Origin of the sequence: Porphyromonas sp. KLE 1280 (genome assembly GCF_000700805.1) — a bacterium.
Lineage (GTDB): Bacteria > Bacteroidota > Bacteroidia > Bacteroidales > Porphyromonadaceae > Porphyromonas > Porphyromonas pasteri.
The window spans coordinates 178,781-205,156 of the sequence record NZ_KL362964.1 but is presented as its reverse complement, the minus strand read 5'-3'; the positions used below and the strand labels follow the sequence as shown (position 1 = coordinate 205,156).

The window sequence follows — 26,376 nt, the reverse complement described above, 5'->3', positions numbered from 1 at the left end:
AGGGATTAGTGTTGGGCGGCAAGCGCCTTCTCTGCGGCGCGCGTAGCGAGCTTCTTCTCGAGCTTCTTGCGCTCACGGACGATACGACGAGCTTCGAGAGCAGCGTAAAGCGTGGGGATGAGGACGAGGGTCACCAGCGTGGAGATCGAGAGCCCCCAAGCGACCGTGATACCCATGGACTGCCACATCTCAGAGCCTTCACCTATACCGAGGGCCATAGGCACCATACCGAGGACGGTCGTAGCCGTCGTCATGAGCACAGGGCGCAGACGGGACTTACCGGAGGTCGTCACGGCCTTAGCGACGCCCATACCACGCTCGCGGCACAGACGGATGTAGTCAATGAGCACGATACCATTCTTCACCACGATACCGATGAGCATGATCAGCCCGATGAACGACATCGTATCGAGGGGCACCTGTGTGATCAAGAGACCAAGGAAGACCCCCGAGAAGGCAAAGGGCACGGAGAACATGATGACGAAGGGATCAACAAGGCTCTCGAACTGTGCCGCCATCACGATGAAGACGAGCATGATGATCAGAAGCATCAGCGTCGTGAGGTCACCGAAGGTCTCCTGCTGACTCTCATAAGCCCCCGTGATCTTGTAGCTCACATTGCCTGAGGGTACGGGGTGAACGGCGAGGACTTCGTTGAGCTTCCCGACGAGCTCGCTCAGCTGGACACCTGGCGTAGGCGTGAGGGAGAGCGTGATGACACGGCTACGGTCCTTACGCTCGATGGTAGGAGGCGTGAAGGCTTCGTCGATATGCCCCAGATCAGAGAGGCGAAGAGTCTTACTCTGAGGCGTATAGACCTGCAGGCTGGAGAGGTCTTGCAGAGACTGACGCGCCCCAGGAGCGAGGCTGACACGGATATCATACTCATTCCCATCCTCACGGAAGTACGAAGCGATGGTCCCATTGACAGCAGAGCGCAGATAGGAGGATGCCGAGGCTAAGTTCAGCCCGTTCTCGGCGAGCTTCTGGCGGTCGAAGACGAAGCGAATCTCAGGGACGTAGTCCTTACGGCTGATGGTGACACCCGAGGTCGTGCTACTCTTCTCCATCTCCTCACGGAGCTGACGCGCATAGGTATCGGTCTCGGAGAAGTCCTGACCATAGATCTCGAGCGTGACGCCACTTGTATTATTACCGTTGGCACCTCCGCCCGTCGTCACACTATACGAAGATAGTTCGGGGTAGGAGGCGAGGAGCTTACGGAGCTTATCAGACACTTCGTCCTGTGAGAGCGTACGCTCAGAGCGGGGACGCAGACCGATGTAGCCCGAGATGATATTGGAGCCATTGTCCTGTATGAGCGACCAAGAGTCGCCGTCACCAGCCTGCCCTACCGTCATGGATGCGGTCTGGATGGCGGGGATCTCCTCACGCATACGCTTGTCGAGGTCGAGGCTCAGACGACGCGTCTCATCGACACGGGTACCGACGGGGAGCTCGGCCGTAACCTCGATGAAGCCCACATCCTGCTTCGGCATGTACGAGGTCTTGATGAAGGTGAGGCTCGCAAGACTGAGAGCGAAGATCCCGAAGGCGATAGCCACAGTCGCACGGCGGTGACGGACGGCCCAGCCCAAGAGGTGAGCATAGAGCGCATCCAGCTTACCGAGGAAGGCATTGATAGGAGCGAAGATCTTCTCGGACAGTCGGCTCTTCTTCTCATTGCGCTTCAGGAGCTGCGAGGTGAGCATCGGCGTCAGCGAGAGAGCAGCTGCCGTAGAGACGATCATCACGATACTGATACTCCACCCCAGCTGGCGGAACATCAGCCCTGCTTCGCCAGGCATCATCGTCAGCGGCAGGAAGACGGCGAGCATCGTCAGCGTAGAGGCGACGACCGAGATACCGACCTCATTGGTAGCATGTACAGCTGCTTGCTTGGGATAGCTCCCACGCTCGATGTGCGTCGTGACGTTCTCCAGTACCACGATAGCATCGTCGACGACCATACCGATGGCGATGGAGAGCGAGGAGAGCGATATGACGTTCAGTGAGTTACCCGAGATGAGGAGGTAGATGAACGAGGCGACGAGCGATATCGGGATCGTGAGGACGATGATGAAGGTCGCACGCCAGCGCCCGAGGAAGAAGAGGACGACGAGCACCACGATCACGAAGGTGATGATGATGGTCTCTTGGAGCGAGTCGATCGTATTGACGATGAAGCACGAGGTATCGATGAGGTAGCCGATCTTGACGTCCGAGGGGAGGTTCTGCTGGATCTCAGGGAGGGCAGCACGGATCTGGCGGGCGATCTCGACAGAGTTCGAGCCTTCCTGCTTTGTGATCATGACGATAGCACCGCTCTTCCCATTGACGAAGTTCTCCTGCCGGCGCTCCCCGACGGTATCCTTGATCTCTGCGACGTCGCGCAGATAGATGTCCTTCCCGCCGACACTCGTCACGATGATCGAGCCGAGCTGCATAGGATCGGTGAATTCCCCCTGCACACGGATGGAGTTGGTACGCGAGCCGAGGTCAATCTGCCCCGCAGGGATGTTCACATTCTCTGCACCGATAAGCTGGGAGATCTGCGCCAGAGTGAGGTGGTAAGCCTCGAGCTTCGTGGGGTCACAGTAGACCTGCACGACTCGCTTAGAGGCACCGGAGATATTCACCGTACCGACGCCATCGATGCGCTGCAGGCGGTTACTGACACGGTCTTCCAAGAGCTTCGACAGCCCCGAGGCACTCTCCTCGGACTCGACCGAGAGGATGGCCACGGGGATCGAGCTCGTACTGAACTTAAAGATCGTCGGCTTCTTAGCCCCCGCAGGCAGATAGTCCGAGATCGCATCGAGCTTGTCACGGATATCATTCGTAGCCTCAGCGATGGCGGTACCAGCGCGGAACTCCAGCGTGATGACCGAGGAATTATCCTGACTCTTCGAGGTAATATGCTTGAGACGGTCGATACCATTGAGCGAGTTCTCAAGGGGCTTGGAGATGTTCGTCTCGATATCCGCAGCGCTGGCACCGGGATAGGAGGTGACGACCATGACGTTGGTCGTCTCGGTCTTCGGCATCAGCTCGACGGAGAGTCGAGAGAGTGCGAAGAGCCCAAGTACCGCTATCGCCACATAGATCAGGGCGGTAGTGATGGGCTTCCGTACGGCGGTTTCGTAAATACTCATAGCAGACGCTTAGCTGAATTACTTACGGAGCTTGACAGAGAGCCCGTTCTTGAGATTAGAGGGCGCAGAGGTGATGACCTGATCTCCAGCATTGAGCCCGCTGACGACCTCATAGAGATCACCCTGCTGCTGACCAAGCTCTACCGCACGGTAGACGGCCTTGCCAGCAGAGAAGACATAGACATAGCGTGCACCGCTACCAGCCTGACGGACGATAGCCTTGTCGGGTACGGTGAGGGCTTCCTTCGTACCGAAGTCAAGGTGTACACGGGCATACATCCCTGGGCGGAGCTTGAGATCCTTGTTCGCTACCTCGATCTCGGTAGATACCGTATGCGTGACGGGGTCAAGCGTGGGGAAGATATTCGTGACGATACCGCTGAAGGTCTCTTTGCCGAGGGCATCGACGGAGAGGGTCGCTGCTGCCCCCTTCTTCAGGTAGGAGTAGTACTGCTCGGAGACACCGATGACAGCCTTGACCGGTGCTATCTGCTGGATGACGACGACAGGGAGCTGGGGAGAAGTCATATCCCCATTGTCGTAGTTCTTCGCCGTGACGAAGCCACTGATAGGGCTACGCAGTACGGTGTTCTCCGCAGCGTTGCCGTAGGCGAGCTTCGCCTGATCGACAGCACTCTTAGCCTGCTCCCACTGCGCCTTCGACACGCCACCGACCTTGTAGAGCTCGTCCATACGGGCGAAGTTCGTCTTAGCGTCAGCGAGCTGGATCTGTGCCTGTGATGCCTGCGTAGCCTCCATACGAGCCACGGCCTGACCAGCGCCTACACGGTCACCGACCTTGACGAGGAGCTGCTTGAGGCGACCGCCAGCCTGCGCGGTGATGTTATTGATCACCCTAGCTTCGAGCTGGGCGGTGAACTCCTCCGAGAGGCTCAGCGCACGCATCTCTGCGGGAGCTACCTCGACGAGGCGAATGGTGTCAGCACTCTGCTCTTCGGTAGCCTTACTCGAGGACGAGGAGGAGCAGCTGGCGAGGAGCCCAGCACTCAAGAGGGCAAGGCTCAGGGTCTTAATGGTCTTCTGCGAGATCATCTTCTTATCTTATTCTTATAGTTTGTACAATGGGAAAGAGGGAAGGCAGGGATGTTACTTCACTTCCACAGGAAGGCCCTCGCCCTTGAGAGCATCGAGGGAGTAGACAGCGACCATATAGTTATAGATGGCCTGACTGTAGTTGAGACGAGCTTGCAGGAGGGCGGTCTCGGCATCATTCAGTTCGAGAAGGGTACCCGCACCGCTCTTGTAGCGTACCTCAGCGATACTATGACCACGCTCTGCCGTAGCCACGGCGTCCTGCGCGGAGACGAACTGCTCGAGGGCCGTCTTCTGCTCACTCACGCTATTCATCAGCCCGAGACGAAGCTGGCTCTCTGCAGCTACACGCTGAGCTGTCAGCTGACGGATCTGAACCTCGGTGGAGCGGACATCATTGCCACGCGCACCACCATTATATATAGGCACGTCGAGCGAGAGGCCTATCGTAGAGAAGGGGCTCCAGCGCTTGCGGTCGTCAAGATGGAATTTATCCGAAGCAAAGCTATACTGATAGGTAAAGCTCAGCGAGAGCGTCGGCATATAGGCCATGCGCTTGACGTGGAGTGCAGCATCAAGCTGGCGACCCTGTCGGTCGAGCTGACGCAGCGTACTATTGTCTTGTAGCGAGATCGCAGCGCTCTCGGTAGGGAGGTGCTGATAGACACGATCCTTGTAGTCGGCCAGATGCTCGGTGACGGTGATGGGGGTCTCGAGAGGCACTCCCATGACGACCTTCAGCTTCGCCTCAGCAAGACGCACGGCGGTACGGGCTGCCACGACATTCGGTAGGACGTTCTTCATCTGCGTCTCCATACGGATCTTGTCGTACTCGGCGACGAGCCCGTGCTGGTACTTATTCGCGATATCCTTATAGTTGGCCTGCGCATTGGCATAGTTCGCCTCCAGCACGCGTAGGGATTCCTGTGCGAGGAGGACGGCCATATACGCCTTCTTCACCTCAGCCACCAGATCGATCTTCGAGCCGTGTGCCTTCTCTTCGGCCAGCGCCACGGCCTCCTTATCCAGCTTGAGTGAAGCCCAGAGCTGCGGAGCGATGAGCACCATACCCGCATTGACACCGCCCTGCAGAGAGTGCGTCTGCCCCATCTCGATCCCGTCATCGGGGAAGAAGCCCCCCATGGGAGAGCCCGAGCCGCCCATATCACCGAAGTAGACCTTCTGCTTCTTGAGCATATAGCTATAGGAGCCCGAGAGGCTGACCTTCGGCAGGAGTGAGCCACGATTCTTCTTCTGATCATACTTCGCCCCGTCGATACCGAGGAGGGTAGCTTGTAGCGTAGGGCTCTTCTCCAGAGCGATGCGTACAGCATCATTGAGCGTGAGGGAGAGCTGATCCTTGGTGATGATCATCTCCGTCTCAGCGGGCTTATCTTGCGCCTGTAGCGTCGCAGGCAGGGCAATGATCCCGAGTGCTAAGGCCCACATACTGGGCTGCCAAAGCTTCGGGGAATTTATCTTACTCATACATTATATAGTAATAGGTCCTCGCGCATACACGAGGTGCACTTCTCCTTCACAACACAGGGGAGATACGTTCGTTCACACAAAGATACAAATAGCGAAGAATGAACTATTCTTAGCGTAATATGGTACAACATCCGCCCATTTCCCCGCAGCAGCATCCAGCCCATCCAAGCGCGAGATCTCCCTACCCTCCCATAGTGTCATCCACCTTGGCTCCGGAAGGGTGGTAGCACCACTTCATCGAGGGGGTGATATGAACCTATATGGGTCAGTGGGTGGACCTATATTGGTCGCCCGACGAATCTATATAGGTCAGCCAGTGAACCTATATAGATCCACCCACTGACCAATATGAGACTATTGCTCCGCGTAGGGAGAAAAGTTGTGGACGAGTGGCAGATAAGCTTGGGCTACGTACGTGGATCTAATATCTACGTACGTGGATATTTGGACTGACGTGCCTGGTCTTTAAGACTACGTGCATAGATAGAAGAATACCACTACGGGAAGGCGCTTTTTTCTTCACGAGAAGGACACTTTTCCCTCCGCTGGATAAGAGGAATACGACCTGCAGATTAGGAGGGTACTTTGATGCGGAGCCCCTGGAAATCTCATCACAAAATAAAACAAATGTGGTATCTTTGTAGTTGATTAGGTGCACGATGCTCTCTCGGGTGTCGTGCGCGCATGCCTTGATGCGCTCCACCATCCATCCCTACGACACGGGACTCGTAAGGTCGGTGTGCCCCACTGAAGACAACACAGGGAGCACCATATATTATAGAGATAGGGATAGGATGCCATGAGTGCTTCACGGACTTCGCAAGCATAAGTAGGAATAGTAAACCGTCGCACGTGCTACACTCCCCGAGCGGGCCACGTGGGCTTCGTCGTCTTGTCCCCTACTCCACATGCAGGAGAGGCGATGAGCAGAATGAGCCGGACAATTAAGAAGTAGAAGAATGAGACAGCTAAAGATTTCGAAGTCGATTACTAATAGAGAGAGCCAGTCCCTGGACCGCTACCTCCAGGAGATCGGCCGAGAAGAACTGATCACTATCGAAGAAGAGGTAGAGCTTGCCCAGGCCATCAAGCGTGGCGACCGCAAGGCTCTTGACAAGATGACCCGTGCCAACCTCCGCTTCGTCGTATCAGTAGCTAAGCAGTACCAGAACCAAGGGCTCTCCCTGCCTGACTTGATCAACGAGGGCAACCTCGGGCTGATCAAGGCCGCTGAGAAGTTCGATGAGACCCGAGGCTTTAAGTTCATCTCCTACGCCGTATGGTGGATCCGTCAGTCCATCCTGCAGGCGCTCGCAGAGCAAGCCCGTATCGTCCGCCTGCCACTCAACCAGGTCGGTACGCTGAACAAGATCACCAAGGCCCTATCAAAGTTCGAGCAAGAGAACGAGCGTAAGCCCTCCAGCGAGGAGCTCGCTAAGGAGCTCGGCATCCCCGAAGACAAGATCACCGATACCCTCAAGGTATCTGGTCGCCATATCTCCGTAGACGCTCCCTTCGTCGATGGTGAGGACAATAGCCTCCTCGACGTGCTCGTCAACGAAGACGCCCCCAACGCAGACCGCACCCTGATGAACGAATCCCTCTCGAAGGAAATCGATCAGGTGCTGATGAACCTCTCCGAGCGCGAAGCTGAGATCGTCAAGCTCTTCTTCGGTATCGGTGGTGGTCAGGAGATGACCCTCGAGGAAATTGGTCTGAAGTTCGGCCTCACTCGCGAGCGTGTCCGCCAGATCAAGGAGAAGGCTATCCGCCGTCTACGTCAGGAGAGCTTCTGCGCCTCCCTCAAGCCCTACTTAGGCTAACGCCTCACATTCGCCTACGCCCATCTCCCCCTAAGGCAGGAGAAGCAAAGCGCCCATCTATATGGCTACGCACGGGCTCTCGTGCGTAGCCATTCTTCTTTTTAGCCCATTCGTTGCCCTACATCACAGGGCACACCTTCCTCCTCATACCAAGATCTATGAAGCGACGCCGTACATTCGATCTGGTCAGCTACCTCCAGCGCCTGCACCTCCTGCCCGAGCGCCTCACGCGCAAGACCGAGGCGGAGGACCTCCTCAAGCAGCTCTACGACCACGAGAAGAGCACAGGTAAGGCTCCCGACCGCCTCACCTCGCGCGACCTTCACCTCTCACCCGAGCAACTCGAAGCCCTACAGCGTGAGCTGGAGCGTGAGGGACTCACCGAGCCTGGAGCCCTGCGCCTCACCGAAGCAGGCCGACAGCGTGCCCTCGAGCTGACACGTGCCCACCGCCTCTATGAGCTCTATCTCGCCGAGCACTCGGGCTATACCCCCGAGGACTGGCACCGCATCGCCCACACCGAGGAGCACAAGCTCACCGAGCGTGAGCATGAGCGTATCGCCCGCCTGCTGGGCAACCCACTCTTCGACCCACACGGCGACCCCATCCCCACGAGCCAAGGAACCGAGCCTGCTATACCGCACAGCCTCTCTATCGAAGAGCTAACAGAAGGTCAGTGGTACTACGTCGAGCACATCGAGGACGACGAGCCCGAGAGCTTCCGCCTACTGATCGACGCAGGACTGACACGTGACTCTCTCTTCCGACTCAATCGCCTCGAGAGCGCCCGCTCACAGATCTACTACGAGGGAGAAGCCTTAGAGCTCCCGACCTTCGCCTTTGTGGCTCTTACCCTTCGCCCCGCCAAGGAGGAAGAGCTGAAGGAGAGCCACTCCGAAGACACGATACGCCTGACCCGACTGCCCGAGGGCACGGAGGCCACAATCCTCGGCCTCTCCCCCTCCTGCCGCGGAGCTATGCGCCGCCGTCTCATGGACCTCGGCTTCGTACGTGGCAGCTCGATCCGCATCGATATGCACAGTCCCTTAGGCAATCCCACGGCTTATATCGTGCGTGGAGCCGCTATCGCTCTACGCCATGATCAGGCCCGATACATCCTCATCCAACGTCCCCATGCATCAGCAACCGAATAACTCCGCCTGCGCCTCTTGCGCCGCCTGCCCCGCCTCTACCCTGCAGCGCCGTGGCGAGCACACCGAGGATGCGCGCTTCACCATCGCTCTAGCGGGGAACCCCAACACAGGGAAGAGCACCGTCTTCAACGCCCTCACCGGCCTCAAGCAGCACACGGGCAACTGGCCCGGCAAGACCGTAGGTAAGGCCGAGGGGTCGTTCGCCTACGCCGGCGACGTATATACCATCATCGACCTCCCTGGCACGTACTCCCTCTCCTCCACGTCGGAGGATGAGGAGATCGCACGTGACTTCATCCTCTTCTCACGCCCCGACGTGACGGTCGTCGTAGCGGATGCGACCCGCCTGGAGCGCAATATGAACCTCCTCCTGCAGGTGCTCCAGATCACCGACAAGGCTGTACTCTGCGTCAACCTCCTCGATGAGGCACGGCGCAACAAGATCGAGATCGACCTCAACGGCCTCTCCCGTCGCCTCGGCATCCCCGTCGTCGGGGCGAGTGCACGCTCAGGGAAGGGCATCGACACGCTTCTCGCGACGGTACGTGGAGTAGCCCTCGGCGAGATCCCCTGCACGCCCTACCGCAAGAGCCGCCTACCCGAGCGCACCGAGCAAGCCATCAGTGCGCTCGAGGCCGAGATACAGAAGCTCTATCCCACCGTGCCGAATAGTCGCTGGGTAGCCTACCGCCTCATCGAGGAAGATCCCTCGATCATCAGCCGCTTCGACAAGCCTGAGCTACTCGACTTAGCCCGTCGCGTGCATATCGAGATCGGGGAGAATTTCCACGACCAGCTCACTGAAGCGATCTATGCTGATGCCTATCGTATCTGCTCCGAGGTCGTCGTGCAAGCCTACGCCTCGGGCCGTCTACCACTCGACGTGCGGCTGGATAGGATCCTCACCAGCCGCCTGTGGGGCTTCCCCATCATGCTGCTCCTGCTGGGTGGTGTCTTCTGGCTCACGATCATCGGCTCGAACTATCCCTCCTCACTCCTCAGCGATATCCTCGTCGGGACGCTCCATCCCTTCCTCAAGACCACACTCGCTGGCTGGGGCAGTCCCTGGTGGCTGACGGGCTTCCTCATCGACGGCGTGTACCTCTCCACGGTATGGGTCGTCTCGGTGATGCTCCCGCCGATGGCGATATTCTTCCCGCTCTTCACCCTCCTCGAGGACTTCGGGTATCTCCCCCGTGTCGCCTTCAATCTCGACGAACTCTTCCGTCGCAGTGGCGCCCACGGCAAGCAGGCCCTCACGATGAGCATGGGCTTTGGCTGTAATGCTGCTGGCGTCGTCTCTACCCGCATCATCGACAGTGAGCGCGAGCGCCTCATCGCTATCATCACGAATAACTTCTCGCTGTGTAATGGTCGCTGGCCGACACAGATCCTCTTAGCCTCGCTCTTCATCGGGGCTGCCGTGCCGACAGCCTACGCTGGACTGGCGAGCATCGGTGCGGTACTCACCATCGTCTTGCTCGGCATCGGGGTCATGTTCGCCTCCTCATGGGTACTCTCTCACACGGTGCTGCGAGGCGAAGTATCGACCTTCCACCTCGAGCTACCGCCCTACCGTCCACCGCAGTTCTGGCGTACACTCTATACCTCGGTCATCGACCGCACACTCATCGTCCTCTGGCGTGCCCTCGTCTTTTCCGCTCCTGCTGGAGCCCTCATCTGGCTGACGTGCAATGTGCAGATCGGAGGCGAAAGCATAGCAGCGCACCTCATCCGCCTACTCGACACGCCGGGCTACTTCATGGGGCTCAATGGCGTGATCCTGCTGGCTTACCTGCTGGCTATCCCCGCGAATGAGGTCGTCATACCCACAGTGCTGATGCTGACGACGCTGATCATCGGCGGTGCTGGGGGCGATGCTGGCGTACTGATGGAGGGCGGCGATGCAGAGACCTTCGCTATCCTACAGAGTGGTGGCTGGACGCTCATGACGGGTGTCTGTATGATGCTCTTCTGCCTCCTGCACCACCCTTGTAGCACCACGATCTACACGATCTACAAGGAGACCCACAGCATTCGCTGGACGCTCCTCTCGGTGCTCCTTCCCCTCGGCCTCGGGATCATCACGACGGTCATCGTGGCTGGTCTCTGGCGCTTCCTCTCGTAGACGGGCATCACGACTCCATAAGATAAAGGCTGAGCCCTCCCGCTGTGGGAGGGCTCAGCCTTTATTTATTCGATGGATCCGAGGGCGTTAGCGCTCCGTCTTATCCTTTTCGTCCTTGGGGTAATAGCCGTACTCGGCATGATCACGGCGTCGCTCGCGGTAGCGCAGCACGAGGAAGAGCAGGACGATGACCAGTAGCGTACCGCCCATGACAGCGAGCCACTGCACGCCTGCAGGATCCGAGAGTGATGCACCCTTGGGATAGAGGTACACCCCGAGGACGACGAGATAGAGGAGGAGCAGGAGGACGCGGAGCTTGATCGACTTCATACTGCTGAGGGAAGATTAAAGTTCGGTGGAAGAAGGCGTGACGAGGGCAAGGAGTGCCTCGAGGTAGTGACGACTATTGGAGAGACGTGGCACCTTGTGCTGCCCACCGAGCTTGCCTTCGCTCTCGAGCCAGCGGTGGAAGAGTCCCTTCGGAGCAACGTCTACCGTGAGCGGAAGGAGCGTCATATCCTCATAGCGCTTAGCATCGTAGTCGGAGTTCAGTGCACGCAGAGCAGTATCGAGGTCGGAGGTAAATGCCGCGAGGTCACGGGGAGCCTCCTCGAACTCAATGAGCCACTCATGGCGGCCCTTCCCTTCGTCGAGGAAGAAGCGTGGCGCAGCCGTGTATTCGCTCACGCGTGCACGGCCATCACGACGGCAGGCTTCGCTCAGTGCCGCATCGGTATTGGCGACCATCACCTCCTCACCAAAGGCATTGATGAAGTGCTTCGTGCGCCCCGTGATGACGATGCGGTAGGGGTGGAGCGAGGTGAAGCGCACCGTATCGCCGATGATGTAGCGGTAGAGACCACCCAGAGTCGAGATGACCATGGCGTAGTCACGCCCGAGCTCGACCTCCTCCAGACGGAGAGCACGACAGCTCGAGTAGTCGCCCGAGGCGGGTAGCTCATCCAGCGGGATGAACTCGTAGAAGATCCCATAGTCCAGCATCAGGAGCATCCCCGCCTCAGCTGGGTCATCCTGGATAGCGAAGAAGCCCTCACTGGCATTGTACGTCTCCTCGTAGCGCATACGCTCAGACGGGATAAGTTCGGCGTAGGTACTGCGGTAGGGAGTGAAGCTAATCCCCCCGTGGAAGAAGACCTCCAGGTCGGGCCATACTTCGGTGATCGACTCGCGCCCCGTAGCTTGGAGCACCTCCTTCAGTAGGACGAGCATCCACGAAGGCACACCCGAGAGACTGCCCACACGTGCGGTGGCGACCTCCTGCACGATGGCCTGCATCTTCGCTGTCCACTCGCTCATCAGGAGCGTCTCGCGCGAAGGCACACGGAGCATATCTCCGAGAAGTGGCATGTGCTCGACGAGGATAGCACTCAGGTCACCCGAGAAAGCCTTGCCTCCGCTCAGGGGCATAGGGCTGTGACTCCCCCCGAGGACGAGCCCCTTCGTCGAGAAGAAGCGGGAGTCGGGGTAGTTCCTCAGATAGATCCACAGCGCATCGCTCCCACCACGATAGTGGCAGTCCTGCAGATGGAGATAGGGTACGGGGATGTACTTACTGCGGTCGCTTGTCGTACCGCTGGACTTGGCGAACCACTGGCAAGACCCAGGCACGAGGACATCACGCTCGCCATGGGTCATACGCTCGATATCGTCCTTCAGCCCCTCGTAGTCTACGATGGGCACATCGGTGCAGTAGGAGCTGTACGTAGTCTTGCGGGTAAGTCCATAGCGATGCCCAAAGTCAGTGCGGGCTGCACGGGCGAGGATATGGCGGAGCTGCTCAGCTTGAAGCTCTTCGGCACGTGTGGCATACTGCTCGATACGGCGTAGACGAAGCTTCGCCACCTGATAGACGAGACTGGTCTTGAGATCCATAGACTAAGAGAGGGGGGTATGGGGATAGTTCTCACGCTTGGCGAGTGCACGGCGCACGTCCTCTACCTCGAGATAGCGGGTATAGAAGGCGGACTCGCGGGCATGGAGTGCACGCTGCCAGCTCCCGACGGGGCAGAGATGGCGCAGGCGACGCCAGCGGAGATAAGCATTGTAGTGACGGAGAAAGGTGGGAGCACTCATCCCCTCAGTGCGCTGGGCATAGCGCAGTGCCAGCTTCGGTAGGCGGTGAAGCCAGAAGCTATCGCAGGCGGCCTCGAGGGCTGGCTGTACTACAGCAGGATCCCAGCCTCTCGCCTCAGCATAGGCACGTCCAAGAGCCTCAGTAGCACGCGGATGGGCGAAGAGGCGATCGAGATTGCGGATACTCGCACGCAGGCTCAGCGGAGTAGCGGTGAAGTGCATACGGTTCAGATCGACGAGCATGAAGGTGTACTCCTCCTTCGCGCGATCATATACATATACATAGGGGATATTCCCAGGCGAGAGATCTTCGTGCACGATGCCGCACTCGTGGAGCTCGGCGAGGAAGGTAGCCAGCGCACACGTCAGCGACGCATTGACTTCACCCGAGCGAGCCTCATGCTGAAGATCAGCCCCCGTGAAGGCGAGGTAGCGCATGACGTAATAGCTGTCCTCGAGACCGCCCAGCGCGCTCCGCTCTTCGGCATAGCCGATAGGCTCGGGCGTAGCAATACCATAGGCCGAGAGCTGTACGGCATTCAGCAGGGAGCGCCGTGCCTTGCTGGAGTTCGTCCAGCCGTAGTAGAGGCGACGCAGGAGCGACAAGCGCCCGAAGTGCTTGATCGTGAAGTCCCCCTCGGGGCACTCGACTCGATAGAGGACATTGCGCCCGCGGTAGATCTCGGTGATATGCACCGCAGGAGGGAGCTCGCTGCTCCCCCCTTCGTGGAGGTGAATATAGCCGAGGAGCTGGGTCAGAAGGGCCTCACCCTCGGGGACAACGCTGTGATATCGGAGCAAATCTTTCGTATCATTAGGGGCGAAGACCTTCGCCGTGGTTCAGTAGCAAAGATACAAACTATCCCCGCCCATTGCTTGGAGCGCGAGGCTCCTGCATCAAAATCGCCTCCTCATCGGCAAGCCGTATGGAGGCAAAGTTGATCTGCAAACCACTATTTGTTTGGTACACGAATGAATAGTGGAGCCTGCTACCGAGAGTCCTGCCCTCTATTTATTCTGCTAAGGTATCGCGCACCCAGCCCCCCGATATACCTCTCCGAAGTGACCGAGCAAGCCCTTCGACTTATCGCAAGTATTCCTCTTATCCAGCGGAGGGAAAAGCATCGTTCTCGTGAAGAAAAAACCGCCTTCACGTAGTGGTATTCTTCTATCTACACACGTAGTCTTAAAGACCAGGCACGTCAGTCCAAATATCCACGTACGTAGATATTAGGGCCACGTACGTAGTCCAAACTTATCTCCCACTCGTCCGCAACTTTTATCCCTACGCGGAGCAACAACCTAATAGAGGTCCCTTCACAAAGCTATATAGCTTCGCACCGAAAGCTATACGGAATCAATCCAAAGCTATATAGCTTTCCTCGCCATCCTATATAGGTCGGAGCGCAAAGCAATATAGGTTACCACCACTCCCTATTATTGCAGGGCACTATGGAAGAGCTATCTTTGCAGATACTCGGAATATCTTCACCCTCTAAATAGTTAGATACGAAAGCACTATGCGAATGACTAACCAGGGCTTACGCTCTACGGCACTCGCCTTGTCCCTCTCCCTGACGAGCCTCTTCGCGACTCAGACAGAGGCGGCTGTGGATAGCCTTCAGCTCATCCCACGCCCCGTAAGCGTCACCTATGGCACGGGCACGCTCCGTCTGCCCCGCACCTTCCGTCTCTCCGCTGGAGCACCTGCCTCCCTCAGCGACGGACTCAAGAAGCAGTCCTTCACCACGACCGCTGCCAAGGGCCGCATGAAGGGTCTTATCACGACCCGTCTCGATGCCTCCGTCCCAGGCCTCGAAGGCTACCGCCTCGAGATCGGCAAGCAGGGGATCACCCTCACTGCTCGTGATGAAGCGGGTCTCCGACAGGGTACGCAGTCCCTCCTGCAGATCACCCAGCAGTACGGAGGAGCCCTACCCTACCTCACCATCACTGACTCAGCACGCCTGGCCTACCGCGGGGTGATGCTCGACGTCTCGCGTCACTTCATGAACCGCGATATGATCATCCGTCTCTTGGATGAGATGGCTCGCTATAAGCTCAACCGCTTCCACTGGCACCTCGTCGACGGTGGGGGCTGGCGCTTCCCCTCGAAGAAGTACCCCCTCCTGACGAAGAAGGCTGCCTTCCGCACAGTAAGTGACTGGGACCAGTGGTGGCAGAAGGATCGCCGCTTTGTCGACGAAGGCACCCCTGGGAGCTACGGCGGCTACTACAGCCTGGAGGACATCCATGCCGTGCTCAACCACGCCACCCGCCTCGGCATCACGGTCATCCCCGAGATCGAGCTCCCTGGACATAGCAACGAGATCTTCGCTGCTTATCCCGAGCTGAGCTGTCTCAACGAATCGGCATTCGAGAACTCCGACGTATGTATCGGGAATGAGAAGACCTTCAAGTTCTTTGAAGATATCCTCGACGAAGTCATGGCGATCTTCCCCTCGAAGTATATCCACATCGGTGGTGACGAAGCTACGATGCAGCACTGGAGCAAGTGCGCCAAGTGTCAGGCACGCATGAAGAGCGAAGGTCTCAAGGACGACCACGCGCTCCAGAGCTATATGATCCGCCGTATCGAGAAGTACCTCAACAGCAAGGGGCGCAAGCTCATCGGCTGGGATGAGATCCTCATGGGTGGTCTCGCTCCCGATGCTACGGTCATGAGCTGGCGTGGCGAAGAGGGCGCTATCCAGGCTGCCAAGGAAGGCCACGATGTCATCCTCACCCCCAATAGCCACGTCTATCTGGACCTCTATCAGCGTGAGTCCGACCACGAGCCCCGCGCTAATGGCGGCTTCATCCCTCTGGAGAAGATCTATTCGTACAACCCCGTACCTAAGGAGCTGACGCCTGCCGAGACCAAGCACGTCCTCGGTGTGCAGGCCAACCTCTGGACGGAGTACGTCCTCGATGAGCCCCATGCCGAATACATGCTCTTCCCCCGTATCCTGGCACTCTCGGAAGTCGCATGGACGCCTCAGCAGGATCGTGACTATAAGAGCTTCCTAACGCGTGTGAACTACCACGTCCCTGCACTCAAGGAGCGTGGCATCAACGTCTATCCTCTGCGCCGTATCGCCGCCATCAATGAGGTCGACACCGTGAAGCACCTCGTCTCTGTAAGCCTCGACAGTGAGCGCCCCACAGCCGACATCCGCTACACGACGGACGGCACAGAGCCCACAGCTCGCTCACCTCGCTACACGGGTACGCCTCTTACCTCACGCGACTCCCTCATCGTCAAAGCCCGCCTCTTCGAGGGCGACAAGATGATCGAGGCCGCTCCTATGATCTCCTTCCGCACCGACTACCACAAGGCTATCGGCAAGAAGATCACCTACAATGACTGCACGTGGAATGAGCGCTACCCCGCAGGTGGCTCACGCGCCCTCATCGACGGTGTGCGTGGTACGCCCACCTACCTCGATGGTCGCTGGCAGGGCTTCACCTCACCTATGGACGTGACGATCGACCTCGGTGCCGTGACGGAGCTCAGCCATATCTTCGCCAAGTTCATGCAGGAGCGCGTCCAGTGGGTCTACATGCCCGGTGATGTAGAGATCCTCCTAAGCGACGACGGCGTGAACTTCCGTAGCGTAGCTCTCCAGAAGACGCTCACCTCTGAGGATATCTATAAGCCCGTCTTCGAGACCTTCTCCTTCCCGATGAAGGAGCGTGCGCGCTATGTCCGCGTGAAGGCAAGCAACAACCGCTCGGCTGGTCACTTCATCTTCTGCGACGAGATCATCGTGCACTAAGCCTCCCGATAGCCACAGCGGCTATACCATAATATATATATATGACACCGTCCCCAGACGAGCGAGATACCGCTCATCTGGGGACGGCTCGTATAGGACCTCTCCCCTCATCGACCTCCCTCCTACCGCTAAGCGATAAGCCTACTTCCGCGATAAGTAGGGAAAAGTTAATAACTTTGTGCCGAGTATGCGCCCGTGGATCCAGACGGAGAACGGGCATTCCACAGCACCTCTTCAGGGCGATTGCATAGCCCACCAATGAAGGGGTGACAGATGATAAATTATTAGATGAAACATAAGATCAAGTCCTTGCTTTGGCTGACCTTTGCACTGGTCTGGATAAGCATCTTAGGCGGTATCTTCGCTATTTCCATGGGGTGGATAGGCTACCTGCCCCCGATCGAGCAGCTTCAGAACCCGATCGACAAATACGCCTCACAGGTCCTCGCCGCTGATGGTGAGGTCATCGGTTCCTATGCCCACGGGGGCTCCAACCGCGTCCTCGTTGACTATAAGGACCTCTCCCCCAACCTCGTCAAGGCCCTCATCGCTACGGAAGACGTCCGCTTCGAGGGGCACTCGGGTATTGACTTCCGTTCGCTCGCCCGTGCCATCTTCAAGACGGGTCTCCTGCAGCAGAAGAGCGCAGGGGGGGGTAGCACCATCACCCAGCAGCTGGCTAAGATGCTCTACTCTCCTCCCAGCTCCAACTTCTTCACCCGTATGATGAAGAAGCCCGTGGAGTGGGTCATCGCAGCTAAGCTCGAGCGCTACTACACGAAGGAGGAGATCCTGGCGATGTATCTGAACCAGTTCGACTTCCTCTACAACGCCGTAGGGATCCGCTCGGCTGCCTTCACCTACTTCGGCAAGACGCCTGCTGAGCTTAACCTCCAGGAGTCAGCGATGCTGATCGGGATGTGTAAGAACCCCTCTATCTACAACCCCATCCTCCGAGCTAATAGCCCCCTCCCCATGGAGCGACGCAACACCGTCTTCCAGCAGATGGAGAAGGCTGGCTACCTCACAGAGCGCGAAGTCGACTCCCTCTCACGCCTCCCCATCAAGACGTCCTTCCACCGTATGGACCACAAGCAGGGTATAGCCCCCTACTTCCGTGAGCACCTGCGTAAGATCATGATGGCAGACAAGCCCGACCGCAGCGACTATGCTTCGTGGCAGTACGATAAGTTCCGCGACGACAGCATCCAGTGGGAGACCAACCCGCTCTACGGCTGGTGTAATAAGAACCGCAAGCCTGACGGCTCCCCATACAATATCTATACGGACGGGCTGAAGATCTATACGACGATCAACCCCGCCATGCAGCGCTACGCTGAGGAGGCCGTAGAGGAGCACCTCGCAGGGCACCTCCAGCCTGCCTTTGACCGCGAGCGAAGTGCTCGTGGTGGCGACCCCTTCAGCACCTCGATCTCTGCAGACCAGCGTAAGAAGATCCTTGAGCGTGCCATCCGCCAGTCTGAGCGCTGGCGTCTGGGCAAGGAAGACGGACTGTCGGATTCGGAGATCCGTGCACAGTTCGACCGCAAGACGAAGATGCAGGTCTGGTCTTGGCGTGGTCAGCGTGATACGGTGATGACGCCCCTCGACTCGATCCGCTACATGAAGGGGATCCTCCGCTCGGGCTTTGTAGCGATGAACCCTCACAACGGCCACGTCTTGGCCTATGTGGGTGACATTAACTTCTCCCAGTTCCAGTACGACATGGTGTCTGACGGGCGCCGTCAGACGGGGTCTATCATCAAGCCCTTCCTCTACTCACTGGCGATGATCGACGGGGCTTCTCCCTGCGATCAGGTACTCCACGTACAGCGTACCTACCGCCTTGACAATGGGCAGACCTGGACTCCACGTAATACCAACCACCGCCGCGTCGGTGAGATGGTCTCCATCCAGTGGGGGCTTCAGAACTCCGACAACTGGGTGACGGCTGAGCTGATGAGCCGTACCTCTCCGCTGACCTTCAAGCGTCTCTTGGAGAGCTATGGTCTGCGTGGCCCCATCGAGGCTACGATGGCTATGTCGCTCGGTACTCCCGAAGCGACCGTCGGCGAGATGGTCTCGGGCTACACCACCTTCGTCAATGACGGCGTACGTGTGGATCCCATCCTCGTCACTCAGATCGAGGATATGCACGGTAATATCGTCGCGACCTTCGCTCCGAAGATGACCGAGGTGCTGACCGCCGATGCCGCACACAAGATGCTCTACATGCTCCAGAACGTCGTCAACGGCGGTACGGGGGGACGCCTACGCTCCTCCTTCGGCCTGCAGATGCCTTTGGGCGGTAAGACAGGTACGACGCAGAATAATAGTGATGCATGGTTCATGGGCTTCACTCCCGACCTCGTAGCTGGCTGCTGGGTAGGTGGTGAAGAGCGTAGCGTGCGCTTCAACTCTATGGCCTTCGGTCAGGGGGCTGCTGCGGCACTACCTATCTTCGGGAAGTTCCTCAAGAAGGTCTACGGAGATAGCAAGCTCGGCTATCTCTCCAACATACCCTTCCAGCTCCCCGAGGGCTTCTCGCCCTGCTACGACGCAGGCAATAGCGACGAGGCCGTCGAGATCTACGAGGGTGTCAATCCCGACTCCACAAGCTCCTACTCTCCATTCTAAGGAGGGGTAGGAACCTCTACTGCATACCGAATAGATAAGACCAATAGATATAGCGCGTGAATAAGGTCGCACTCATCACTGGGGTAACGGGCCAGGACGGCTCCTTCCTCGCAGAGTTCCTCATCGAGAAGGGCTACGAAGTCCATGGTATCATCCGACGCTCCTCGTCCTTCAACACGGAGCGTATCGAGCACCTTTACTTCGAGGAGTGGGTGCGTGATATGAAGCGTGGTCGAGCACTCAACCTGCACTATGGCGATATGACCGACTCCAGTTCGCTCATCCGCATCATCCAGCAGACCCAGCCCGACGAGATCTATAACCTCGCTGCTCAGAGCCATGTGAAGGTCTCCTTCGATGTACCTGAGTACACCGCTGAGACCGATGCCACGGGTACGCTGCGCCTCCTCGAGGCTGTCCGCATCCTCGGGCTGGAGAAGAAGACGAAGATCTATCAGGCTTCGACCTCGGAGCTCTTCGGGCTGGTGCAGGAGGTGCCTCAGCGTGAGACGACCCCTTTCTATCCCCGTTCGCCCTATGGGGTGGCTAAGCTCTACGGCTTCTGGATCACCAAGAACTACCGCGAGAGCTACGGTATGTTCGCCGTCAACGGCATCCTCTTCAACCACGAGAGTGAGCGCCGTGGCGAGACCTTCGTCACCCGTAAGATCACACTGGCTGCCGCTCGCATCGCCGCTGGCGAGCAGGACAAGCTCTACCTCGGGAATCTCAGTGCCCTGCGCGACTGGGGCTATGCCCGTGACTATGTCGAGTGCATGTGGCTCATGCTGCAGCACGACACGCCCGAGGACTTCGTCATCGCTACTGGTGAGCAGCACTCCGTACGTGAGTTCACCGAGCGCGCCTTCCACGAGGTAGGTATCGACCTGCGCTGGGAGGGTGAAGGCGTCAAAGAGCGTGGTATCGATATCGCCACAGGTCGGGTCCTCGTCGAGGTTGACCCGAAGTACTTCCGCCCTGCCGAAGTAGAGACCCTCTTGGGCGACCCTACAAAGGCCAAGGAACTCCTCGGCTGGAATCCCAGCAAGACCTCCTTCGAAGAGCTGGTACGCATCATGGTACGCCATGATGTCGCCTACGTCCAATCCCACAAGCATGCCTAATGGACTCACCCAAACTCTCCCCTTCGACCAAGATCTATGTCGCAGGACATCGTGGGCTCGTAGGCTCCGCTATCTGGCACAACCTCGAGCAGCGTGGTTACACCAACCTTGTCGGCCGTACCCACGGTGAGCTGGATCTCACGGATCCCGTCGCTGTACGTGCATTCTTCGATGAGGAGCGCCCCGAGGCGGTGATCCTCGCGGCAGCGCACGTCGGGGGGATCATGGCGAACAACACCTACCGCGCTGACTTCATCTACGACAACCTCCAGATACAGCAGAACGTCATCGGAGAGAGCTTCCGCCACGGCGTAAAGCACCTCCTCTTCCTCGGCAGTACCTGCATCTATCCCAGAGAAGCCGAGCAGCCCCTCCGCGAAGAAGCCCTCCTCACGGCTCCTCTGGAGTACACCAACGAGCCCTACGCTATCGCCAAGATCGCAGGGCTCAAGATGTGTGAGAGCTTCAACCTCCAGTACGGCACGAACTACATCGCAGTCATGCCGACGAACCTCTACGGCCCCAACGATAACTTCCACCTCGAGAATAGCCATGTTCTACCCGCGATGATCCGCAAGATCTACCTTGCCGATCGTCTGCAGCAAGGGGACTGGCAGGCTGTACGCATAGACCTCAGCAAGCGCCCCGTCGCTGGCGAAGGTGGCACAGGAGATGAGGCGACGATCCTCACGCTCCTTGAGCGCTTCGGCATCCACCCTGGCCAAGTCAACCTCTGGGGCTCAGGCCACCCGCTGAGAGAATTCCTCTGGAGTGAAGATATGGCCGATGCCTCGGTACATATCCTTCTCAATACGGACTTCCGCTCACTCTGCCCCCAAGATGGTAGCCCTATCCGCAACTGCCACGTCAATATCGGCACTGGGAAGGAGATCTCGATCGGTGAGCTGGCACAGCTTATCGCCCGCACCATCGGCTTTGAGGGGCGCATCGAGTGGGATAGCAGCAAGCCCGACGGCACGATGCGCAAGCTCACCTCCGTAGAGAAGCTCCACAGCCTTGGCTGGCAACATCAGGTAGAGATCGAGGACGGCGTACAGCGCCTCTTCGACTGGTACCGCACCCACTAATAGCATCCCCGAAGCGACCTCGTCTGAGATGTCCCGACGCTCCAAGTATATCAAGCGTATCTTGTGGGGAATCCTCCTCACGCCCTTCGTCCTAATTCTTCTTGTAGCAGTACTACTATACGTACCACCCGTGCAGCGCTTTATCGTACAGCGCACCGCTGCCTACCTATCGGAGAAGACAGGGATGCAGGTATCTGTCGGGAACATTCATCTCGCCTTCCCCCTCGACCTCTCGCTTCAGAAGCTACAGGTCCTCCGCAGTCCTGGCGACACCCTCATCTCGGTAGGGGCACTCAGCCTCTCCCCTGCCCTACGTCCTCTCTTCGACAGTCAAGTCGAGGTCCCTCGTATTGCTCTCGACAGCCTGACCTACAATCAGCGCGACAGCCTCGGCTTGAGTCTCCTGCAAGTACACCTCCCAGCAGCCACTGCCGAGCAGCTCTTCGTCGATCTCAACAAGGAGCGCGTTGACCTCAACCGCCTCACGACCCAGGGGGGCTACATCCGCTACTACTCGACCGACACCACGAAGAAGCCTGAGGAAGAGAGTGAGCCGCTGAAGTGGCTCATCCATGCTGGCGAGATCGACCTGCAGAAGACTCGCATTGAGATCACTATGCCGCTGGACTCACTACTCATCGATGCGGATGTCGACCGCCTCAAGATCGACCGCGGAGAAGCTGACCTCAATAAGATGCGCTTCCAGGTCGCCCACACCAAGATCGACGCGAAGAGCCTACGCTACTCCGTCGACCAGAACTTCTCCAAGCTACCCTTCTTCGATCCCCAGCACATCCAGCTCCATGACCTCCACCTCGAGGGTGAGGACATTGACTCTGAGGGTATGCGACTTAGCCTCCTTCTACGGCACGCACAGCTCCGTGAGCAATCGGGGCTGAAGCTCCTCCATCTCAGCGGACGCTATCAGATGGACAGCCTTGCTATGCGCCTTGATGGGCTTGACCTCATCACTGATGCCTCCTCCATCAAGGGCTATCTCTCCATGCCCTGGAGCCTCCTGCAGTCCGACCGCAAGGCACAGCTGGAGCTATCTACCAACACCTCTCTCGGCATCAAGGACATCCTCCTCTTCGCAGGAAAGACGCTCCAAGAGACCCGTGATGGGCGCGAACTCTTCAACACCTTTGCCCGCCACCGCCTCCTCGCTCCACTCAAGATGCAGGCTGAGCTGACGGGGACACTCACCGCAATACAGATTCGTCAGGCCGAGCTCAAGTGGCCCGACATCCTCGACCTCAATCTCTCGGGTACGCTCAGCGAAGTCCTTGAGATGCACCGCTCGGGCCGTCTCAAGCTCCGTGGGCGTGTAGGCCCCAAGGCTAACACTCTCCTCGGACTCCTTGCTCCCGAGCAAGCCAAGACCTATCGCATCCCTAGCCCGCTCACGCTCTCTGGCGACATCGACATCCGTCGAGGTCGCTATGTGGGAGACCTCACAGCCGAGGAGAGCACAGGCAAGCTCCAGCTAAAGGGCCACTTCACCGAGGCCACCAAGACCTATGACCTCGTGCTGAAGGCACAGGATATTGATGGGCGTCACTTCATGCCTCAGGACTCGATCGGGCTGGTTAGCCTTGACGTAGCTCTTCAGGGGCGCGGCTTCGATCCACTCAGCCCGCATACACAGCTCTCTATCCGAGGCCGACTGCATGAGGCAAATCGGGGTAGCATGCATCTGCAAGACATCACCCTCGACGGCTCCCTCCAGTCGGGGAACCTCGGGCTCTCCCTCAACAGCATGAACCCCGGGGCAAACTTTACGCTCCAGCTTGACGGGATCTTCTCCCGCCAAGGCATCAATACAGGCATCGGGCTGGAGCTCGTTGACCTCGACCTCCAGCGCTTGGGCTTCTCCGAGACACCACTTGCTGGGAAGCTCCGTCTGGAGGGTGAGCTCCGCTCCGACCTCAAGGACACGCACACCATACAGGCCGTGCTTGATGGTATGAGCTTCACTATGGGCGATGAGAAGATCGCCCCACCACAGGCTGAGCTTCATGTATCCACGTCGCCACAAGACATCCACGCTGGCCTCACTTCGGGAGATATGAAGGCCTCCCTCTACGTCGGGAGCAGCCCTACTGTAGCACAGAAGGACGTCACTCACCTACTCGATGAGACCCTCCGTCAGATCGAGCTCATCACCTCAGGGAAGTCCGCGACGAAGTACCTCGAGGATCTAGCCGTCCACCTCCCTAAGGCGACCTTCAGCCTCTCCATGGGCAAGGACAATCCGCTCCGCTACTACCTAGCTGAGCTGCATATCGCCGTGGGCTCCTTGACAGCCAACCTCGCCACCTCTCCCCAAGATGGAGTCAGTGGCAACATAGCCCTCTCTGACCTCCGCATCGACACCCTCCGCATCAACGCCGCCCAGCTCAATATCTCTACCGAGCGCACGCCTATCTCACGTGGCGACAGCATGTCGCTCGTCCTCTTTGGCACGGTGATGAAGTCGCACTTCCGCGAGCAAGAGGGCTTCACCATCAGCACCGACCTGCGCACAAGCCTACAGGGCGGGCACCTCGACGTCTCCTACCAGGATGAGCGGGGACAAACGGTACATGCAGCCGAGGCCTCGGGCAGCTGGTCGGGCGAAGCCTACCAGCTGCACTTCCTCGGTGACCGCCTGCGTATCGCCTCCAATGACTACGCCATCAACCCCGACAACCAGCTTAGCCTGCGCAAGCGGGACAACTTCCTCCTCGGCTCACTCAAGCTCACTGGCGAGAAGCGAGGCGAATTCTCCCTGCAGGGCACCGAAGAGACACCTGGAGTACAGGACATCCTACTCAGCATAAGCAACCTCCATCTTGAGGACTACCGCAGTCTGGGGCTACCCGATGTCGGTGGTATCTTCTTCGGCGACGTCCACTATCAGCGTAAGGGCGACCTCAGCCAGCAGCCTACGATCTCAGGCGACCTCTCCATCAACGACCTACGCTACGAGGACAAGAAGCTCGGCCACTTCACCTCCTCCCTCTTCTACGAGCCACGTAGCGGCGACTCCCACTACATCACAGGGGAGATCGGCTACAACGGTCAGCCTGCGATGAGCATCGATGGGATCTACTACCCCCATGAGAAGGTCTCTCCGCTCAAGGGGACACTCACACTTACCTCCTTCCCGCTGGAGCTTGCGAACCCCTTCCTCGTGGAGAATAGCACCACGCTTGCGGGGACTGCCGACGGAAGTATCAGACTCTCAGGAAAGCTCACCGAGCCACTTCTCTCGGGGCAGATGCACCTGAACAAGGGTATGCTGAACCTCAACGCCTACGGGACACACCTTGCTCTCGACTCTATCCCCGTACGCATGGAGGGCTCAGATATCTTCTTCGACCACTATGCGCTACGTCCCTCAGGAGATCCGAAGAAGGCAATCTATATCGATGGCTCGATACGTAAGAGTACCACACCACAGGCTACGGCTTCGCTACGCATCACCTCTGATGAGCTGACCCTCCTCAACGAGCCTCGCCCCACCCGCGACGACCAGCTCCTCTATGGTAAGATCATCGCCTCGACACGTATGGTGGCTACGGGTCCCCTCACCTCATTGCGCATCCGCGGTAGCGTGAACGTACTCAGCGGTACGAACTGCACCTACGTCATGCGCGAAGACCCGCTGACAGCCAGCCAGCAGACCGATCAGCTCGTCCAATTCATCGACTTCTCCGATACCCTCTTCACCAAGAAGGTAGAGGTCGCCCCCACCTCCCTTGGTGGGCTTGATGTGAATCTGACGATCAACGTAGATCCCTCGGTACACATCGGCGCCGACCTCACGGCTGGCGGCACGGACTATGTCCATGCTCAGGGGGGCGGCACGCTCCACTTCATCTATCCGCCCTACGGCGAGATGAGTATGACGGGGCGCTACGAGATGAGTGGTGGTGGCGAGCTGAGCTACACCCTCCCCGTCGTAGGCAATAAGCGCTTCTCCATCGACCCCACCAGCACCCTCACGTGGACAGGACCGATATCCAACCCCTACCTCAACTTCTCCGCGGTCAATAAGGTCAAGGCCACCGTATCCAGCTCGTCGGAGAACTCCCAGCGTGTGAACTTCAACGTCAGCATCCTCATCAAGGACTACGTCAGCAAGATGGACCTCAGCTTCGGTATCTCCGCTCCGGAGAACCTCTCCGTGCAAAATAGCATCTCGACGATGACCAAGGAAGAGCAGAGCAAGCAAGCCATCGCCCTCATGGCGACAGGTATGTATCTGGCAGGTGGCTCGGGGGCAGGTAATCTGGACCTCAACTCCGCACTGACCTCACTCCTGCAGTCGCAGATCAACAAGACCGCAGGCAAGCTCCTCCAAGGTACCGACCTCAACCTCGGCGTCGACCACTACGATGGCTCTTCGGGTGAGGCCGCTCACACGGACTTCACCTATAGCTTCAGCCGCCGCTTCTACAATGACCGCATACGTATCATCGTCGGGGGTAAGGTGCAGAGTGGCGCAGGCGTGACGAACCAGGGGCAGACCTTCCTCGACAACGTATCGCTGCAGTACCAGCTCGATAAGAGCGGTGAGCAGTACCTCAGTCTCTACCACAAGCTCGTCACCGATAACGTCCTCGAAGGGGAGTTCTCTGAGACGGGTGTGGGGTACGTCATACGCCGCAAGATGTCCAGCCTACTCGACCTCTTCCGCCGCAAGCGCAAGAAGACGACGACCGACACCACGACGACGCTCTTCCGTCAAGTATGGAAGCCCCGTCTTGATACGCTCTCGACCCAGCCGAGCCTCACGGGCGACTCGATGCCCACCCTCCGCTACCAAGCGAAGTAAGGCCTCCAGCCCTCCCTACCTATACCTA

At 58.3% G+C, this 26,376-nt stretch carries 14 protein-coding genes; 8 read left to right on the top strand and 6 right to left on the bottom strand.

The features are described from left to right. Positions 1-5: 5 nt before the first annotated feature. Genes HMPREF1121_RS06075 through HMPREF1121_RS06065 form a run of 3 tightly spaced genes read right to left on the bottom strand, consistent with a single transcriptional unit; the run spans position 6 to position 5,696 of the window. A complete protein-coding gene (locus tag HMPREF1121_RS06075; protein WP_044115345.1) occupies positions 6-3,155 on the bottom strand; it encodes an efflux RND transporter permease subunit in 3,150 nt (1,049 codons plus the stop codon). Between the two features lie 18 nt (positions 3,156-3,173). After that, complete coding sequence (locus tag HMPREF1121_RS06070; protein WP_044115343.1) at positions 3,174-4,208, bottom strand: efflux RND transporter periplasmic adaptor subunit; 1,035 nt, start codon at positions 4,206-4,208, stop codon at positions 3,174-3,176. A 54-nt stretch (positions 4,209-4,262) separates the two neighbouring features. After that, entirely contained in the window at positions 4,263-5,696 is a 1,434-nt protein-coding gene (locus HMPREF1121_RS06065; protein WP_044115341.1) for a TolC family protein, read from the bottom strand. Between the two features lie 962 nt (positions 5,697-6,658). On the opposite strand from HMPREF1121_RS06065, the gene HMPREF1121_RS06060 reads away from it, so the two are divergent. From HMPREF1121_RS06060 to feoB, 3 genes are all read left to right on the top strand, one after another. Then, on the top strand, positions 6,659-7,522 hold the full coding sequence (locus HMPREF1121_RS06060; protein WP_009433515.1) for a sigma-70 family RNA polymerase sigma factor: 864 nt from the start codon (positions 6,659-6,661) through the stop codon (positions 7,520-7,522). A gap of 158 nt (positions 7,523-7,680) precedes the next feature. Further along, the gene (locus tag HMPREF1121_RS06055; protein WP_052353633.1) at positions 7,681-8,676 is read left to right on the top strand and encodes a metal-dependent transcriptional regulator; all 996 of its coding nucleotides are present in this window, start codon (positions 7,681-7,683) and stop codon (positions 8,674-8,676) included. Continuing rightward, positions 8,657-10,804: a ferrous iron transport protein B gene (feoB, locus tag HMPREF1121_RS06050; protein ID WP_044115339.1), complete on the top strand. Its 2,148-nt coding sequence runs from the start codon at positions 8,657-8,659 to the stop codon at positions 10,802-10,804. The genes HMPREF1121_RS06055 and feoB overlap by 20 nt, the downstream gene beginning before the upstream one ends. Positions 10,805-10,891: 87 nt before the next feature. Here the strand turns inward: feoB and HMPREF1121_RS06045 are convergent, their stop codons facing one another. Genes HMPREF1121_RS06045 through HMPREF1121_RS06035 form a run of 3 tightly spaced genes read right to left on the bottom strand, consistent with a single transcriptional unit; the run spans position 10,892 to position 13,699 of the window. Further along, positions 10,892-11,134 (bottom strand): hypothetical protein, encoded by a 243-nt coding sequence (locus HMPREF1121_RS06045; RefSeq protein WP_009433522.1) that lies wholly within the window; start codon positions 11,132-11,134, stop codon positions 10,892-10,894. Positions 11,135-11,149: 15 nt separating this feature from the next. Next, entirely contained in the window at positions 11,150-12,697 is a 1,548-nt protein-coding gene (locus HMPREF1121_RS06040; RefSeq protein WP_044115337.1) for a GH3 auxin-responsive promoter family protein, read from the bottom strand. A 3-nt stretch (positions 12,698-12,700) separates the two neighbouring features. Continuing rightward, complete coding sequence (locus HMPREF1121_RS06035) at positions 12,701-13,699, bottom strand: lipopolysaccharide kinase InaA family protein (protein ID WP_044115336.1); 999 nt, start codon at positions 13,697-13,699, stop codon at positions 12,701-12,703. A 719-nt stretch (positions 13,700-14,418) separates the two neighbouring features. On the opposite strand from HMPREF1121_RS06035, the gene HMPREF1121_RS06030 reads away from it, so the two are divergent. From HMPREF1121_RS06030 to HMPREF1121_RS06010, 5 genes are all read left to right on the top strand, one after another. Beyond that, a complete protein-coding gene (locus HMPREF1121_RS06030) occupies positions 14,419-16,677 on the top strand; it encodes a glycoside hydrolase family 20 protein (protein WP_044115335.1) in 2,259 nt (752 codons plus the stop codon). 288 nt (positions 16,678-16,965) lie between these two features. Next, the gene (locus tag HMPREF1121_RS06025; protein ID WP_044115333.1) at positions 16,966-19,314 is read left to right on the top strand and encodes a transglycosylase domain-containing protein; all 2,349 of its coding nucleotides are present in this window, start codon (positions 16,966-16,968) and stop codon (positions 19,312-19,314) included. 56 nt (positions 19,315-19,370) lie between these two features. After that, a complete protein-coding gene (gene gmd / locus HMPREF1121_RS06020; RefSeq protein ID WP_044115332.1) occupies positions 19,371-20,438 on the top strand; it encodes a GDP-mannose 4,6-dehydratase in 1,068 nt (355 codons plus the stop codon). Then, positions 20,438-21,526, top strand: coding sequence for a GDP-L-fucose synthase family protein (locus HMPREF1121_RS06015; RefSeq protein ID WP_044115331.1), 1,089 nt, complete (start codon positions 20,438-20,440; stop codon positions 21,524-21,526). Before gmd ends, HMPREF1121_RS06015 begins: the two co-directional genes overlap by 1 nt. A 28-nt stretch (positions 21,527-21,554) precedes the next feature. Further along, complete coding sequence (locus HMPREF1121_RS06010; RefSeq protein ID WP_044115329.1) at positions 21,555-26,348, top strand: translocation/assembly module TamB domain-containing protein; 4,794 nt, start codon at positions 21,555-21,557, stop codon at positions 26,346-26,348. Positions 26,349-26,376 lie beyond the last annotated feature (28 nt).

What these genes read in the sequence shown, in the direction of transcription:
- HMPREF1121_RS06060 (WP_009433515.1), top strand. Translation starts at nt 6,659, where the DNA reads ATGAGACAGCTAAAGATTTCGAAGTCGATTACTAATAGAGAGAGCCAG.
- HMPREF1121_RS06055 (WP_052353633.1), top strand. Translation starts at nt 7,681, where the DNA reads ATGAAGCGACGCCGTACATTCGATCTGGTCAGCTACCTCCAGCGCCTG.
- HMPREF1121_RS06025 (WP_044115333.1), top strand. Translation starts at nt 16,966, where the DNA reads ATGAAACATAAGATCAAGTCCTTGCTTTGGCTGACCTTTGCACTGGTC.
- feoB (WP_044115339.1), top strand. Translation starts at nt 8,657, where the DNA reads ATGCATCAGCAACCGAATAACTCCGCCTGCGCCTCTTGCGCCGCCTGC.
- HMPREF1121_RS06045 (WP_009433522.1), bottom strand. Translation starts at nt 11,134, where the DNA reads ATGAAGTCGATCAAGCTCCGCGTCCTCCTGCTCCTCCTCTATCTCGTC.
- HMPREF1121_RS06065 (WP_044115341.1), bottom strand. Translation starts at nt 5,696, where the DNA reads ATGAGTAAGATAAATTCCCCGAAGCTTTGGCAGCCCAGTATGTGGGCC.
- HMPREF1121_RS06075 (WP_044115345.1), bottom strand. Translation starts at nt 3,155, where the DNA reads ATGAGTATTTACGAAACCGCCGTACGGAAGCCCATCACTACCGCCCTG.
- HMPREF1121_RS06015 (WP_044115331.1), top strand. Translation starts at nt 20,438, where the DNA reads ATGGACTCACCCAAACTCTCCCCTTCGACCAAGATCTATGTCGCAGGA.
- HMPREF1121_RS06010 (WP_044115329.1), top strand. Translation starts at nt 21,555, where the DNA reads ATGTCCCGACGCTCCAAGTATATCAAGCGTATCTTGTGGGGAATCCTC.
- HMPREF1121_RS06030 (WP_044115335.1), top strand. Translation starts at nt 14,419, where the DNA reads ATGCGAATGACTAACCAGGGCTTACGCTCTACGGCACTCGCCTTGTCC.
- HMPREF1121_RS06040 (WP_044115337.1), bottom strand. Translation starts at nt 12,697, where the DNA reads ATGGATCTCAAGACCAGTCTCGTCTATCAGGTGGCGAAGCTTCGTCTA.
- HMPREF1121_RS06070 (WP_044115343.1), bottom strand. Translation starts at nt 4,208, where the DNA reads ATGATCTCGCAGAAGACCATTAAGACCCTGAGCCTTGCCCTCTTGAGT.